Below are 14,275 nucleotides of genomic sequence, written 5' to 3' on the forward strand. Positions count from 1 at the left end.
CGTGCTACCGATTCAACGCTTTGTCGACAGTGCTACCCCCGGTCACACCACGGGGCGGACGAGCTCCCAGGTGTCGACGGCGAAGTCCAGCTTCATGCCGTGCCGCTCGTACAGCGCGAGGGCGCCGGAGCTGTTGTCGGTGTCGACACCGAGGCCGATGCGGTCGCGGCCCCGCGCCGCGTAGTGGCCGAAGGCGTGGCGCAGCAGATGGCTGCCGAGACCCCGGCCGCGGGCCTCGGCGAGAACGCCGAGGGAGGAGATCCACGCCATGGTCGTACGGTCGTCGCGGGTGCGCAGGGCGGCCGCGTCGCCGAGTCCGTCGACGTGCGCGATCCAGATCAGCGACCAGTCGGTGTTCGCGGCGTCGATGTCGTCCAGCCACTGCTCGTAGGTGCGCGGCTGGAAGTCGAAGTGTTCGGCGAAGGAGGCCTGCAGCAGGGCGTGTGCCTGCCGGCGGTCCGCCTCGTCCGCGCAGGGCCGCAGGCTCACGCCGGGCGGAGGGACGGGGAGCGTGTCGGCGGCGGACAGGGGCCGGTCCAGCACGTGGTAGCGGCGGACCGGGCGCCAGCCCCGGCCGCGCAGGGCGTCCAGGTCCGTGGTGGGCGCGATGTTGAGGTGCAGGTGGACGACCGCGCGGTCCGCCCCGTTGGCCGCGGCCCGCTCGGCGGCACGGGCCTCCATCAGTTCGAACAGGTGCAGGGCGCCGAGCGGCTGGTCGGGCAGCGCGTAGTGGTCCATGTCGATGCGCTCACCGCCCGACTCGTCCCACATCAGGCCGTACCCGACGAGCCGGTCCCCGTCGAACAGCAGCCAGGAGTCCCGCTCCAGGTCCACCTCGGGATGCTTCAGATCCGCCTGGACCTCGGCGAGCTCGGTCTCGGCCCGGCCGATCTCCAGCCGGTCGACCTCGTTGAGCAGAGCACACACCGCCACCGCGTCCTCAACACGCGCCGGTCGTACGGTCATACCGGCCGGCAGTGCGGCGGAGTGCGTCATCGTCATGCCGCCACTGTCGACGCCACCGCCCGTCCCCGCAACGCAATTTCCCCCACACGGCCACTCCTTGAGACTGAGGCTCACCCCCTCAAGGGGCGCGGGGAACTGCGCGAACAGCCACGAACCACCCGCAGGCGCCCTACCGCACGCACTCCCGAGCTCAAGCGCCGCAGATAGCCCCTCAGGTCGTCGTCGCCACCGGCAACCCCGGAGTCCGGTACACCTTCCGGTCCGCGTCGACCGCGAACACCTCGCACCCCTCCCTCGACGCGGCCCACTCGACCCCCTCCATCCCCATCGCGAACGCCGCTGTCGCGGTGGCGTCGGCCTCCGTGAGGGACGCCGCGACGACGGTCACGCTCAGCAGCCCCGTCGCCGGGCGCCCGGTTCGGCCGTCGAGGATGTGGTCGCCCCGTTCGTAGCGCGCGGACGTGGCCACCGCCCCCTCGCCGACCTCCAGGACCGTACAGAGCCGGTCGGCCCGCTCTGGGTGGCGCACGCCGACCCGCCACGGCCCGCCGGTCACCGCCACGTCGCCGCCCGCGTTGAGGCAGAGCCGCCGCGCCCCCCGCTCCGTCAGCAGGTCCGCGGCCCGTTGCACGGCCCACCCCTTCACCATCGCGCAGGGGTCGAGCCCGCGCCCCGGCAGCCGTACGTCGAACGCGCCACCGGTCGCCACGCGGTACTCCTCGCACAGGTCGAGGACCTCGGCCAGGTCCGGGCTGAGCTCGTGTGGGGCGAGCTCACCCCGGTCCAGCCGGGACACCTCGCTGTCGGCCCGGAACGGACTGAACCGGGCGTCGACCTGGCGCAGCAAGTCGAACGCCGGCTCCGCGGCCTCGGCGGTCGTGCCCTCGTCCTCGATGAGCAGGGAGATCGGGAAACCCATGATGTGTTCGACGCGGCGCATGCTCAGCTCTTCGCGTCGAGGGCGGCCTGGAGGGACTTCCGGTAGGCGCCACTGGTGATGGTGGCGCCGGAGACCGTGTCGATGTCGGCGCTCTGGGCCTGCAGCGTCTCCTCGATCAGCTTCGGCACCGCCGCCTCGGTCTGCGGATGGTTCGGCTGCTGGAGCATCTTGACCGCGGTGATCTTGTCGCCCTTGAAGGTCGCCTGGACCTGGACGGGACCCTTCTCCGTGTCGATGGTGGGGCCCGAGACCACGGTGGAGTCACCGGAGGTGGACGGGGAGGCCGACGGGGCCGGCTCGGCGGTCGCCGTGGTGGTCGTCGCCGTCGAGGGCGTGTAGCGCCACACGGGGACCAGCGCGGCGGCGCTCAGGATCAGGGCGGGAATCGCTCGGTTCACGGTGTCTTCCTCATCCCGCCAGGCTGAAGCGTTCGAAGTGGATCTGCGGCTTGGGCACGTCCAGCTCGCGCAGGCTGCCCAGGACGGCGTTCATCATCGGCGGCGGCCCGCACAGGAACACGTCCCGGTCGGCGATGTCGGGCACCATCCGGGCCAGCTCGCGCGGCGCGAGGAGGTCGGGCACGACCGGCCCCGAGACCAGGTGCAGTTCGGCGCCCTTGTCGAAGGCGAGCCGCTGGAGCTCCTCGTAGAGGACGGCGTCCTGCCTCGTGCCCACCCGGTAGATCACCACGGCGTGCCCCTGGATCTCCTCCAGCAGCGCCCGGATCGGGGTGACGCCGACGCCGCCCGCGATGAGGACCGACTCCGGCCGGGTGCGGTGCATCGCGGTGAACGCGCCGTAGGGGCCCTCCGCGAACACGCGCGTGCCGACCTTCACATGGCGCAGCGCGGCGGAGCCCGCACCGGCCGCCTTGGCCGTCAGCCGCAGCTGCTTGCCGTCGGGCGCCGCCGACAGCGAGAACGGGTTGGCCTGCCACCAGCGGTCCCGGGTCAGGAACCGCCACAGGAAGAACTGGCCGGCCCGCGCGGGCATCCGGTCCAGGTCACGGCCGCTCATATAGATGGAGACGACGTGGTCGGACTCGTGGACGACGGCCGTGACGCGTAGCTGGTGCCGCCAGTTCCGCCACAGCGGCAGGACCAGCCGGCCCAGGAACACCGCGGTCAGGGCGCTGCCCCACAGCGTGTACCAGTACGCCGTCGCCACCTCGGACGAGGCGAACGTCGTGCCCGCCGCGACCTGGTGCGTGAAGGCGAGCACCACCGCCACATACGTGTACAGGTGGATGAAGTGCCAGGTCTCGTAGGCGAGCCGGCGCCGCGCGTAGCGGGCCGAGACCACGCCGATCACGATGATGATGCCGAGCGCGACGATGGCGCGGAGCACACCCTCGGTGGTCTCGGCGAGGTCGACCACCTGGTTCACCGGGTCCATGTCCGAGGACTGGGCGTACCCGAAGGCGATGAACACCCCGTGCGCCATCAGCAGCCACAGCACGGAGAAGCCGGTCCAGCGGTGCCAGGAGGTCAGCCGGTCCATGCCGATGCGCCGGTCGAACCAGGGCAGCCGGGCCACCAGCAGCAGCTGGAACGCCATCAGCAGCGCCCCGTACAGGCCCGTGAGGCGCCCCAGCACGATCAGGGCGTTCGAGGCGAAGCCTGCCTGGACGAAGAAGACGGCCACCGCGACCACGTTCGCCGCCAGCACCGCGTACAGACCGGTGCGGGCGACCACTTTGGGGCGCGCTCCCGAGCGGCTCGCCGCCGCGGGGGGTTGTTCGAGAGTGGTCACGCTGACAGCTCCTTGATCGGGTCCGGGCTACGAGCTTGGCCGGACGGCGCTGTCGTTTTGCTGTCGGTCAACTTTCAAGTTTTTATCGATCTTCTGGCAAGCCGTGAGCGGCTATGGCGGAAGGCGATCGGTGCCGCAGTATGAGCACGTGGAAAAAGTGCGACTTCTCGTGGTGGACGACGATCCGCCCATCGCGGATCTGGTGGCGACCGTCGCCCGCTACGAGGGCTGGGACGCGGTCACGGCGAACTCCGGCGAGGAAGCGCTGCGCCAGGCCGCGGAGTTCCATCCGGACATCGTGGTCCTCGACCTGATGCTGCCCGGCCTGGACGGCTTCGGTGTGCTCGACCGGCTGCGCCAGTCCGGCCGAATGGTTCCCGTGGTGTTCCTGACGGCCCGCGACGGCGTCGCCGACCGGGTCGCCGGACTGACCCGCGGTGGTGACGACTACCTGGTCAAGCCCTTCGCCGTCGAGGAGCTGATGGCCCGGCTGCGCACAGTCCTGCGGCGCAGCACCGGCCCCGCGTTCCAGCGTTCCGTGCTCCAGGTCGCCGACCTGACGATGGACGAGGACACCCGCGAGGTCCGCCGCGGCGAGAAGCTCCTCACGCTCACCCCCACCGAGTACGAGGTGCTGCGCTACCTCATGCGCAAGTCGCCGACCGTCCTCACCAAGGCGCAGATCCTCGACCACGTCTGGGAGTACGGCTTCGGCGGCCGCTCCAACGTCGTCGAGCTCGTCGTCAGCCGGCTGCGCCGCAAGCTCGACGACAGCGGCGAACCCCTCATCCACACCGTGCGCGGCTTCGGCTACGTGCTCCGGCAGGCCGCCGAGTGATCGCCCGACTGAGGGAGACCTACCGCGGCATGCGCCTGGGCACGAGGCTCGCCCTCGGGCTCGGCGCCCTCGCCCTCGTGGTGTTCGCCGTCGTCGGCGGCGCCCTGACCGTGTACATGCGCGACTACCTGTCACGACAGCTCGACGAACAGCTCTATGTCGCGCAGGTCGCCCAGTCCAAGAGCATCGCCGCCGACGGCACGCTGGAGGGCAAGAAGTACTGGGGCTGGTACTACGCCGTGTACGACATCAAGAACGGTACTCCCGAGCTGCGCACCCCCGAGGACTCGGTCGACCTGCCCCAGGACATCGACGACTTCACGCTCCTCGCCAGGGATCAGATCAACTCGGACACCGAGATCACCCGCACCGAACACCTCGAGGGAGCCGGTGTGTACCGGCTGCGGGCCTGTGAGGCGGAACCGGGGGTGATCCTGGTCGGCGCCGCCCCCATGGAGGAGATCGAGGACACCGTCGAGCAGCTGGTCACGATCCAGGTGATCACGTTCGCCCTCGCCCTCGCCGCCCTCGTCGTGTTCGGCCGGGGCATGCTGCGGCGCGGCCTGAAGCCCCTGAGCGACATGGCGCACACCGCCCGCGGCATCACCTCCCACGACCTGACGGACTCGGCGCGGCTGCCGGTGCGCCACGACCGCCGCGACGGCGGCCCCGAAGTCGAGGAGCTGCGGACCGCGTTCAACAGGATGCTGGAGCACATCGACGACGCGTTCGCGGTCCGCACCGCGGCCGAGCAGCGCCTGCGCCAGTTCGTCGCCGACGCCTCGCACGAGCTGCGCACCCCCCTGATGTCCGTACGCGGCTACGCCGACCTCTTCCAGTACGCCGCGGCGCACAGCCCCGAGGAACGCGACAAGCACCTGGCGCGGCTGCGGGCCGAGGCGGCCCGTATGGGGGTGCTGCTGGACGACCTGCTCACCCTGGCCCGCCTCGACGCGGCCGACGTGGAGGCGCCGCTGCGGTGCGAGGAGACCGACCTGGTGGAACTGGCGCAGCAGGCCGGGGACGCCTTCCGCGCGGGGCACCCCGACCATCCGCTCACCCTGACCGCGGGCCCCGACCGGATACGGCTGCGCCTGGACCCGCTGCGTATCCGGCAGGTGCTCGACAACCTCCTGACGAACGCCGCCGTGCACACCCCGGCGGGCACCAAGGTCCAGCTGGAGGTGTGCGTCGTCTCCGGCATGGCCGAGGTGCGGGTCACCGACTCCGGGCCGGGCATCCCGGTCGACGACCAGGAGCATGTCTTCGACCGCTTCTACCGCGTCGACAAGGCCCGCAGCCGCGACCGGGGCGGCAGCGGCCTCGGCCTCGCCGTGGCCCACTCCCTGCTCCGGGCCCACGGAGGCACCCTCACCCTGACCAGCGCACCGGGCGCGACGACGTTCACCGTACGCCTCCCTCTGAACGGCGCTACGGACCAGGGTCTGTCGTCTGGATGATGCCGGCTTCGGGCTACGGCATCTTGTGGCTGCCGGCGAGCCCCGCGGCCCAGACGTGATCCGACAGGCCGCACGCGCCGCGCAGAACGTGTCCTGCCTCACTGTCGAGACCGCCGGGCAACCCGTCGCGTGCTGCCCCCTTCTCCTTGATGTGAAGATCTTGAGAAGGCGTCCTCGATTGCTCATATTCCTGACCCTGGCCGTGGTCGCGGCCGTGACAACGACCGTCATCCTGGTCGTCCGGGCGAACAGGATGGACACGCTCTCCCCGCGCGAGGAACGGGCCCGGGCCGCGTCCGCTGCGGGCGCGCCGTCGGGGCAGGTGGACTGCCGGAAGGCGAAGTGCGTCGCGCTCACCTTCGACGGCAACCCGGGCGAACCCACCGCCCGACTGCTGGACCTCCTGAAGCGGTACAAGGCGCCGTCGACGTTCTTCCTCGAAGGGCGGCGCATCCACACGTGCCCGGACGTGGTGCGGCGCATAGCCGAGGAGGGCCATGAGATCGGTAACCACACCTGGACGCACGCGGTGCTGACCGACGTCTCCGATGCGCGGATCCGCGACGAACTGCGCCGCACCACACGGGCCGTCTCGGAGCTCACCGGCCGTGAGCCGACGCTGATGCGCCCGCCCCAGGGCCGCACCGACGACCGTGTCTCCAGGATCTCGGCGGAACTGAGGATGGCGCAGGTGCTGTGGACGGTGACCGCGAAGGACTACGAGACGGACGACCCCGCGCTGATCACCGAGCGCGTGCTCGACGGCGCCGACCGCGACGGGATCATCCTGCTCCACCCCCTGCACAAGGGCACCGTGCCGGCCATGCCCTCCATCCTGAAGGCGCTCGACGACCAGGGCTACACCTTCGTCACCGTCCCCCAACTCCTCGCCCCGGCCAAGGCGGAGCCCGGCAAGATCTACAAGTGACCACGCGAAAGCCCCCGGCGGGACAGGGGGGATGTCCCGCCGGGGGCGGCTCAGGGCGGCCGGCGTCAGATAGGGCCCACTCGTCCCAGCCGCCGTTGCCCCAGGCCTCCGTTCTCTCGCCCCACTTGGCGGAGCGGAAGGCGTGCGTGCTCGCGGCGTCCTTGTGTTAGGCGATCTCGACACGGGTGCCGTTCATCGGCACCTCGTTGATCGGATGGGTGCTGTACCCGCCGTGCAGGGAGGCGGTGAGGAACGCGGGACGCTCCTCGCCCTGCTTCTGGAAGACCACGACGGACTCCCAGTCGTGGTGGTGGCCGAAGACGTCGGCGCCGTTGAGGGTCTGGTCCTTCTCGAAGTAGAGCGCGTAGACGTAAGCGCACCAGCCGTTCTTGCACCAGCTTCGGGAGTAGGCGTTGGCCCGGCCGAGGTTTCGTCACGGCACTGGCCCGTGATCGACCCGGAGTTGTCCAGACCGCCGTTCGGAGTCGTCGTCCAGCCGGCTCGTCATGGTCCGCAGCCATGCCGTCAGTCGGCGGACGCGTTCGTCCTGCTCAAGTGCCGGACGGCCGAGGAGGTGGTAGCTGGTGCCGTCGGGGACGAAACCGAAGGGTGCGACCAGTTGACCCCGCTCCAGGTCGTCGCGGGCGACGGCATACGGGGCGATGGCGACCCCGACGCCGGCCGCGGCGGCCTGGAGGGTCAGGTAGAAGTGCTCCAGGATCTGCTGGGAGGCGGGCTCCGCTCGCAGGCCGGTGATACGCCGCCAGTCGTCCCACGCCTGCGGTCGCGTGCCGGTGTGCAGAAGAGTCACCTGCGACACTCCGGCGGCGCCGGTCAGGCGAGCCGCCAGATCAGGTCGGCAGACGGGGCCGATCCGTTCGGCGAACAGGCGGGTCCGGCTTGCCTCTTCGGGGAACGGGAAGTCGTCCCGGCGGATCGCGAGATCGATGTCGTCCCGCTCGAAGAAGACGGGGCCGCCGCCCGCGGACAGGTGGACGGCGACGTCCGGCACCTTCGCCGACAGATCGGGGAGCCGGGGAATGAGCCATCGCATCAGGAGCGTGGGCTCGCACGACAGGGTGAGTGGTCCTGTCGGCGTGCGGGGTGCGATCTGCCGGGCCGCCGCGTCGATCTGGTCGAGCGCGTCCCGGACGACGGCCGCCAGTTGACGGGCCTGAGGGGTCGGGTGCAGGGCGCGTGTCCGCCGCTCGAACAGTGAGGTTCCCAGGGATCGCTCCAGGTTCTGGATCTGTCGGCTCACCGCGCCGTGCGTGACATGGAGTTCCCGCGCGGCCGCGGTCATGCTCGCGTGCCGGACAGTGGCCTCGAACGGCAGAAGCGTGTTCAGAGGAGGAAGCGCCGACCATCGCATGCGTGAACTTTACTCACAGGCCATGTGAGAAGGAATGGTTTGTCCTGCTCGTTCAGCTGCACGACGATTGATCCGATCACAGAGAAGGTCGGCTTTCGGAGAGGTGGGGCATGACGTTCCGCGATGACGTGCGGTTGGGGATCGCCATCCTGGCGGACGACCTCACCAGTGCGGGGGACGGCGCCGCGCCGTTCCGCCAGGCAGGTCACGACGCCCGGATCCTGCTCACCGCCCCAGCGGGCCCGCCGCGGCACGCCGTAGGTGTGACCGCGGTCGACCTCCGGAGCCGCATGCTGGACGAGGAGGCCGCCGCTTCGCGCACCCGGCGGGCGGCAGGCCTGTTCGCCGGCTCCGAGCTGCTGTTCAAGACGGTGGATTCCACCCTGCGCGGTCATGTGGCGGCGGAGGTACGGGCCGCATGGGCGGGATCGCGACGGCGTGCCGTCGTCATGGCTCCGGCCTTCCCCGCGGAGGGCAGGGTGACGGTGGAGGGCGTCCAGTACGTGCGGGGCGTACCGGTCCACGAGAGCGACTACGCCCGCGACCCGGCGCACCCCGTGCGGTGCTCGGACCTCGCCACGCTGTTCCCGGAGGCCGTGCTCGGGCGTCCGGACCGGGCAGCCGAGTTGCCCGAACTGATCGGGAACGGCGATCTCATCGTCTGCTCCGCCACCGAGGACGGCGACCTCGACCGTCTGGTGGCGGCGGTGCCTCGGCTCGACGAAGTGCTGTGGGCCGGCTCCCCGGGTCTGGCGGCCGCCCTGGCCCGAAGGTGCGCACGCGCCACGGGCACCGCTGCGTCACCGCTCGCCCCGGCCCGACGTCCACTCGTCGTGGTCGGCAGCACCAACCCTGCGACCCGACGGCAGTTGGGCAAGCTGCACGGCAGCGTGGACGTCCAAGGCGTCACCGTCGGCGTCGATCCGGCCCCCGCCGTGGAGACGTTGCGCGGTCTGACGGCCCCCGTCCTCACCCTGCGGACACCTGACGAACGCCACACACCACAGACCGCCCAGGCACTCGCCCGCTCCCAGGCCGCCGTCGTCGAGGCGCTGGCCGAGGACCACACGGTCGACGCACTCGTCATCACCGGGGGAGAAACGGCCACCACCGTGCTCCAGCCCCTCGGCGCCACCGGCATCGACCTGATCGACGAACCCGAACCCGGCGTCGTCCGCGGGTCCATGACCGGCCGTCTCCCCCTTCCCGTGCTGATCAAGGCGGGCGGCTTCGGCGACGACGCCATGCTCCTGCGCCTGTGCCACCTCATACGACATCGTCTCGCCCCAGGAGAGCACGCATGACCCCGATCGCCATCACCATGGGCGACCCCTGCGGAATCGGCCCCGAGATCACCCTCAAGGCGTGCGCCGACTCCCGGCGTACCGTGCCCCTCGTCGTCATCGGCGACCTGGACGTCCTCGCCCGCGCCGACAAGATCGCCGACACCCGCCTCGCGCTTCGCCCCATCTCATCGGTCGACCAGGCGGAGTTCGCACCCGGCACGGTGGACGTCCTCGCCGAGGACGCCCTTCCGGCCGACCTGCCCTGGGGCACCCTCGACGCCCGCGCCGGAGCGGCGTCCTTCCAGTACGTCCGCCGCGGCATCAAGCTCGCGATGGCCCACGAGATACGGGCCCTGGTGACCGCGCCGATCAACAAGGAAGCACTGCGCCTGTCCGGCGTCCCCTACCCCGGGCACACCGAGATCCTCGCCGACCTGTCCGGCACCACGGACTACGCGATGATGATGGCCACCGACGAACTGCGGATCGTCCTGGTCACCGTGCACCAGTCGCTGCGCACCGCGATCGACGCGATCACCACGGCCCGCGTACTCGACATCATCCGCCTCACCCACCGCACGCTGCGGCGCGGCGGCCTGCCCGCGCCCCGTATCGCCGTCGCCGGCCTCAACCCCCACGCGGGGGAGAACGGTCTCTTCGGCCGCGAGGACCTGGACGTCATCGCCCCCGCCATCGAAGCGGCGCGGAGCGAAGGCATCGAGGCCAGTGGACCCTGGCCCGCCGACACCGTCTTCATGCGCGCGCGTGCCGGAGCCTTCGACGCCGTGGTCGCCCAGTACCACGACCAGGGCCTCATCCCCGTCAAGTACCTCGGGATCGAGCACGGCGTCAACATCACCATCGGCCTGCCCTTCGTGCGCACCAGCGTCGACCACGGCACCGCCTTCGACATCGCCGGTCTCGGCACGGCCGACCACACCAGCCTGCTCGCGGCCCTGACCCACGCCGACCGCCTGTCCTCCGGGGCACCGGACCGCCCCTGACCCACCGACTCACCCCAGCCCCGGCACCAGAGAACCGAAGGACACCATGGACTTCATCTTCATGCTCACCCGCGACGACCGCACCGTCACCGACTGCCTGGAGGTCCTCGACACCATCGCGGACCTCGGCATCACCCACATCGGATTCAAGGACATCGGCGTCGACTCCGACACCCTCGCCAAGCTCCACGCCCGCCTCAAGGACATGGGCGCCACCACCTACCTCGAAGTCGTCAGCACCCACCGGGACCAGGCTCTTGCCTCGGTGCGGACGGCCGTCGAGCTCGGCGTCGACTGGCTGATGGGCGGTACCTGGATCGAGGAGACCCTCCATGTCCTGCACGGTACGTCCATCGGCTATCTGCCCTTCGCCGGAGAACCCCTGGGGCACCCCACCCGCCTCGCCGGCGACCCGGACCGCATCGCCGACGACTGCCGGCGAGCGGAGGCCGCCGGGTGCGCCGGCGTGGACCTCCTCGCGTACCGCGCCACCGATGCCGACCCTCTCGACCTGGTCCGCGCCGCCCGTGCCGCCACCGCCGGCCGTCTGGTCGTCGCCGGCTCGATCACCAGCGCCGACCAGATACAGGCGCTCGCCTCAGCCGGAGTCGACGCCTTCACCATCGGCTCCGCCGCCTTCGACGGCTCCCTGCAGCCCCACGCCGGCACCCTCCGATCCCAACTGGCCCCCGTGGTGGGCAAGGTCATGGGCGGGATGAGGTCGAGTCATGTGGCCATGCGCTTGACCTCTTGACTCTCCCCTGAGCCAGGACCATTATCTGTGCCAGATAATAGCACAGTATGCCACATTGTGGAACGGTGTGGTCGCGTGCATCATCCTCATGCTCCGGGCCCAGCGTGCGGCCCGGAGATACGGAAGGAAAGTCCTGTGTCAGCTGCGAGGAAGCGCGTCGCGGTGGTCGGTGTGGGAACGATGGGCAGCCAGGCCGCCTGGCGGCTGGCCGGCCGCGGCGCCGAGGTCGTCGGCTACGACCGGTTCGCGCCCGGCCACGACCGCAGTGCCGCAGGCGGTGAGACCCGGGTCTTCCGCAGCGTGCAGACCCACGACGGCCGCTATGTGCCGCTCGTCCGGCACGCCGACGCCCTGTGGAAGCAGTTGCAGGCGGAGACCGGGCGGGAACTGCGCCGACTGATCGGAGCCCTGGTCATGGGGCCGGCCGACGACCCCGAGATACGTACCGTCATGGACGGCATCGCCGAGCACGGCCTCGACCACGAGGTGATCGACGCCGAGGCGATGGCGAAGCGTTTCCCGCAGTTCCGCGTCGACGACGGGGACCTGGTGGTCCTCGACTCCCACGCGGGGTTCATTCGCCCCGAGCTGACGGTCCAGACCGCGGCCCGGCGCGCCGAGGAGCTGGGTGCCCGAATCCGCCGCTACACGCCGGTGCGGGAAGTCGCTCCCGTCGCCGGGGGAGGCGTTCTGATCCGCACCGACACCGACACCGAGCGCTTCGACGCCGCCGTCGTCACTCCGGGCCCCTGGGTGGGCGACCTGCTGCCCGACCTGCCGTGGGAAGTGAACATCCACCGTGCGATCAGCGCCTGGTTCCTGCCCCACGACGTTCACCCGGCAGGCGCCGAACGCCCCGCCTTCATCCGCTGCGGCGACACCCCCTTCTACGGCATACCCTCCCCGGACGGCCTGACCGTCAAGCTGGGCCTGCCCCAGCCGCACCACAAGCCCGTGGACGACCCCAACCGGTTGAACCGGACCGTCGCACCGGAAGAACTGGAGAGCTTCACCACGGCGGTGCGCCGCCACCTGCCCGGCCTGAACCCCGATCCCGTGCGCCTGTCCGTCTTCATGGAGGGCTACACCGACAGCACCCGCCCGCTGGTCGGCCCCCTGCCGGGCTGCGACGACATCGTCCTGCTGACCGGCTTCTCCGGCCAGGGCTTCAAGGTCGCACCCGCCATGGGCGACATCGCCGCCGACCTCGCCCTTCAGGGCCACACCTCCCAGCCGATCGACTTCATCACCACGACCGGCCGCGCCGCGGCCTGAGTCCGAACGAGGTACGCCATGACTTTGACCATCGGTACGCTGCATGCGGAGCCCGGCCGGAAGACCCGCGGGGTTCTGCCCGCCGACCTCGGGACCACCACGGTCGAGGTGCCCCTGATCCTCGTCAACGGATCGCGTCCCGGCCCCCGGGTGGTGATCACCGGTGGCGTCCACGGCGGCGAGTTCATCGGTGTCGACGCCACCACCCGCCTGGCCGGACTGCTGGAACCGGAGGAGATCGCCGGGCAGGTGGTGATCTGCCCCGTCGCCAACCCGCCGGCCGTCTACGGCGGCAGGCTCAACATCTCGCCCCTGGACGGCGTGAACATCAACCGCGTCTTCCCCGGCGACCCGGACGGCGGCCCCACCGACCGGATGGCGGCCTGGCTGTTCGCGCACGTCGTCGACGGCGCCGACGCCTATGTGGACCTGCACAGCGGCGGTATCGACCAGCACCTGCTCGACTTCGTCGGCTACCGCCGCACCGGCGACGCCGAACTCGACGCCAAGAACAAGGCGTTGGCGCACGCGGTCGGATACGAGCGGGTCATCTTCGGCACCAGCCCCGAGGGCGGCAACAGCCACGCCGCCGCCAACCGGCAGGGCATCCCCGCGATCCTCGTCGAGACCGGCCAACTCGGCGACCGCGACCCGGACACCGTACGCAGGCTCCTCGACGCCCTCCACCGGATCCTGCACCACCTCGGCGTCATCGAGGCCTCCGAGCACGTCAAGCCGCCCACCGCCCGGCCCCGTGACTGGATGTGGACCGGCGAGGTGGAATCCGCGGCCACGGGCCTGTGGTACCCGGACGCGCTCACCGGCGACGAGGTGACGGAAGGACAGACCATCGGCCGCGTCATCGACCCGGTCGACGGCACCGAGCTCAAGGTCTCCGCCGTCTCCAGCGGGACGATCATCTACCACATGAACGGGCTGACCGTCCGCCCCGGCACGCACCTCGCCGCCATCGCCAGGCCCCACGACTGACGGGTGCTCTGCGACCTCGACCGATTGCGAAGGAGACGGTCCGCTGTGGACGCCATCGACGAGAAGATCATCGGCGAGCTGACCCGCAACGCCCGCATCTCGCACTCCGATCTGGCCGGGAAGGTGCTGCTGTCCCGCAACGCGGTGCGCCAGCGCGTCGAACGACTGGAGCGCCAGGGCCACATCGCCGGCTACACCATCGTCCGCGCGGGCCACGACACCGGCACAATCGTCTCGGCGCTCGTACTCGTCTACCGCCAGGACCGCATGCGCGGCGGCGACGTCCTGGCCGCACTCAAACGCATCCCCGAGGTCGTCATCTGCGAGATCCTCAGCGGCGACTTCGACATCATGGTGCGCCTCGAAGCGGCCTCGCTGGAACGCGTACGGAGCATCTGGGAGGAGATCGCCAGGATGCCGGGCGTACGGGACACGGTCACCGCGCTCACCCTGTCCCGGGTGGTCGATCGACCGCGGGGCGAGCAGGGGCCCGCGGCGGGGTGAGCTGCGCGGTGGCGTGTCACCACCGAGCAGTTCACCCCGGGGCGGAGGACACGGCCGCCCAGCCGCAGTGAGGGAAGGCGGTCAGCGGACCACTTCGCTGATGTGGTTGACGCAGACGACCTTGGGCTGGGTCATCTCCTCGAAGGCGAAGCGCACGCCTTCGCGGCCCATGCTGCCGTACTTGTATCCGCCGAAGGGCATGGCGT

General features: G+C 70.7%; 14 protein-coding genes and 1 pseudogene. 9 read left to right on the forward strand and 6 right to left on the reverse strand.

The genetic code is table 11. The features are described 5' to 3' along the window. Positions 1-42: 42 nt before the first annotated feature. The 4 genes from ACZ4Z3_RS15385 to ACZ4Z3_RS15400 all read right to left on the reverse strand — a co-directional run bounded on the left by ACZ4Z3_RS15385 (position 43) and on the right by ACZ4Z3_RS15400 (position 3,601). Complete coding sequence (locus tag ACZ4Z3_RS15385) at positions 43-1,002, reverse strand: GNAT family N-acetyltransferase (protein WP_468501401.1); 960 nt, start codon at positions 1,000-1,002, stop codon at positions 43-45. A gap of 175 nt (positions 1,003-1,177) precedes the next feature. Then, positions 1,178-1,906, reverse strand: a complete 729-nt coding sequence (locus ACZ4Z3_RS15390) for an FAD:protein FMN transferase (RefSeq protein ID WP_468501402.1) — start codon at positions 1,904-1,906, stop codon at positions 1,178-1,180. 2 nt (positions 1,907-1,908) lie between these two features. Further along, on the reverse strand, positions 1,909-2,304 hold the full coding sequence (locus ACZ4Z3_RS15395; protein WP_468501403.1) for an FMN-binding protein: 396 nt from the start codon (positions 2,302-2,304) through the stop codon (positions 1,909-1,911). A 10-nt stretch (positions 2,305-2,314) separates the two neighbouring features. Then, a complete protein-coding gene (locus ACZ4Z3_RS15400; protein ID WP_468501459.1) occupies positions 2,315-3,601 on the reverse strand; it encodes a ferredoxin reductase family protein in 1,287 nt (428 codons plus the stop codon). 205 nt (positions 3,602-3,806) lie between these two features. On the opposite strand from ACZ4Z3_RS15400, the gene ACZ4Z3_RS15405 reads away from it, so the two are divergent. The 3 genes from ACZ4Z3_RS15405 (at position 3,807) to ACZ4Z3_RS15415 (ending at position 6,884) form a co-directional block, all read left to right on the forward strand. Then, positions 3,807-4,496, forward strand: coding sequence for a response regulator transcription factor (locus ACZ4Z3_RS15405; RefSeq protein WP_468501404.1), 690 nt, complete (start codon positions 3,807-3,809; stop codon positions 4,494-4,496). After that, positions 4,493-5,956, forward strand: a complete 1,464-nt coding sequence (locus tag ACZ4Z3_RS15410; RefSeq protein ID WP_468501405.1) for a sensor histidine kinase — start codon at positions 4,493-4,495, stop codon at positions 5,954-5,956. The genes ACZ4Z3_RS15405 and ACZ4Z3_RS15410 overlap by 4 nt, the downstream gene beginning before the upstream one ends. Before the next feature lie 151 nt (positions 5,957-6,107). Then, on the forward strand, positions 6,108-6,884 hold the full coding sequence (locus ACZ4Z3_RS15415) for a polysaccharide deacetylase family protein (RefSeq protein WP_468501406.1): 777 nt from the start codon (positions 6,108-6,110) through the stop codon (positions 6,882-6,884). Positions 6,885-7,050: 166 nt separating this feature from the next. Here ACZ4Z3_RS15415 and ACZ4Z3_RS15420 read toward each other — a convergent pair. Together ACZ4Z3_RS15420 and ACZ4Z3_RS15425 are read right to left on the reverse strand one after the other, a co-directional pair. After that, a pseudogene (locus tag ACZ4Z3_RS15420) lies at positions 7,051-7,245 on the reverse strand (NPP1 family protein); the annotation flags it as partial. 72 nt (positions 7,246-7,317) lie between these two features. Further along, complete coding sequence (locus tag ACZ4Z3_RS15425; RefSeq protein WP_468501407.1) at positions 7,318-8,256, reverse strand: LysR substrate-binding domain-containing protein; 939 nt, start codon at positions 8,254-8,256, stop codon at positions 7,318-7,320. Between the two features lie 110 nt (positions 8,257-8,366). Between ACZ4Z3_RS15425 and ACZ4Z3_RS15430 the strand changes: the two genes are divergently transcribed. The 6 genes from ACZ4Z3_RS15430 (at position 8,367) to ACZ4Z3_RS15455 (ending at position 14,069) form a co-directional block, all read left to right on the forward strand. Then, positions 8,367-9,560 carry a four-carbon acid sugar kinase family protein gene (locus tag ACZ4Z3_RS15430; RefSeq protein ID WP_468501408.1) on the forward strand — a complete coding sequence of 398 codons (1,194 nt, stop codon included), beginning with the start codon at positions 8,367-8,369 and terminating at the stop codon, positions 9,558-9,560. Beyond that, complete coding sequence (gene pdxA, locus ACZ4Z3_RS15435; RefSeq protein ID WP_468501409.1) at positions 9,557-10,546, forward strand: 4-hydroxythreonine-4-phosphate dehydrogenase PdxA; 990 nt, start codon at positions 9,557-9,559, stop codon at positions 10,544-10,546. The genes ACZ4Z3_RS15430 and pdxA overlap by 4 nt, the downstream gene beginning before the upstream one ends. Positions 10,547-10,592: 46 nt before the next feature. Next, the gene (locus tag ACZ4Z3_RS15440) at positions 10,593-11,300 is read left to right on the forward strand and encodes a HisA/HisF-related TIM barrel protein (protein WP_468501410.1); all 708 of its coding nucleotides are present in this window, start codon (positions 10,593-10,595) and stop codon (positions 11,298-11,300) included. A gap of 135 nt (positions 11,301-11,435) precedes the next feature. Further along, on the forward strand, positions 11,436-12,575 hold the full coding sequence (solA, locus tag ACZ4Z3_RS15445; RefSeq protein WP_468501411.1) for an N-methyl-L-tryptophan oxidase: 1,140 nt from the start codon (positions 11,436-11,438) through the stop codon (positions 12,573-12,575). Positions 12,576-12,593: 18 nt separating this feature from the next. Next, a complete protein-coding gene (locus ACZ4Z3_RS15450; RefSeq protein WP_468501412.1) occupies positions 12,594-13,565 on the forward strand; it encodes a succinylglutamate desuccinylase/aspartoacylase family protein in 972 nt (323 codons plus the stop codon). 45 nt (positions 13,566-13,610) lie between these two features. Further along, complete coding sequence (locus tag ACZ4Z3_RS15455) at positions 13,611-14,069, forward strand: Lrp/AsnC family transcriptional regulator (protein WP_468501413.1); 459 nt, start codon at positions 13,611-13,613, stop codon at positions 14,067-14,069. Positions 14,070-14,275: the final 206 nt, after the last annotated feature.

It is taken from the genome of Streptomyces sp. NPDC030296 (assembly GCF_055572815.1).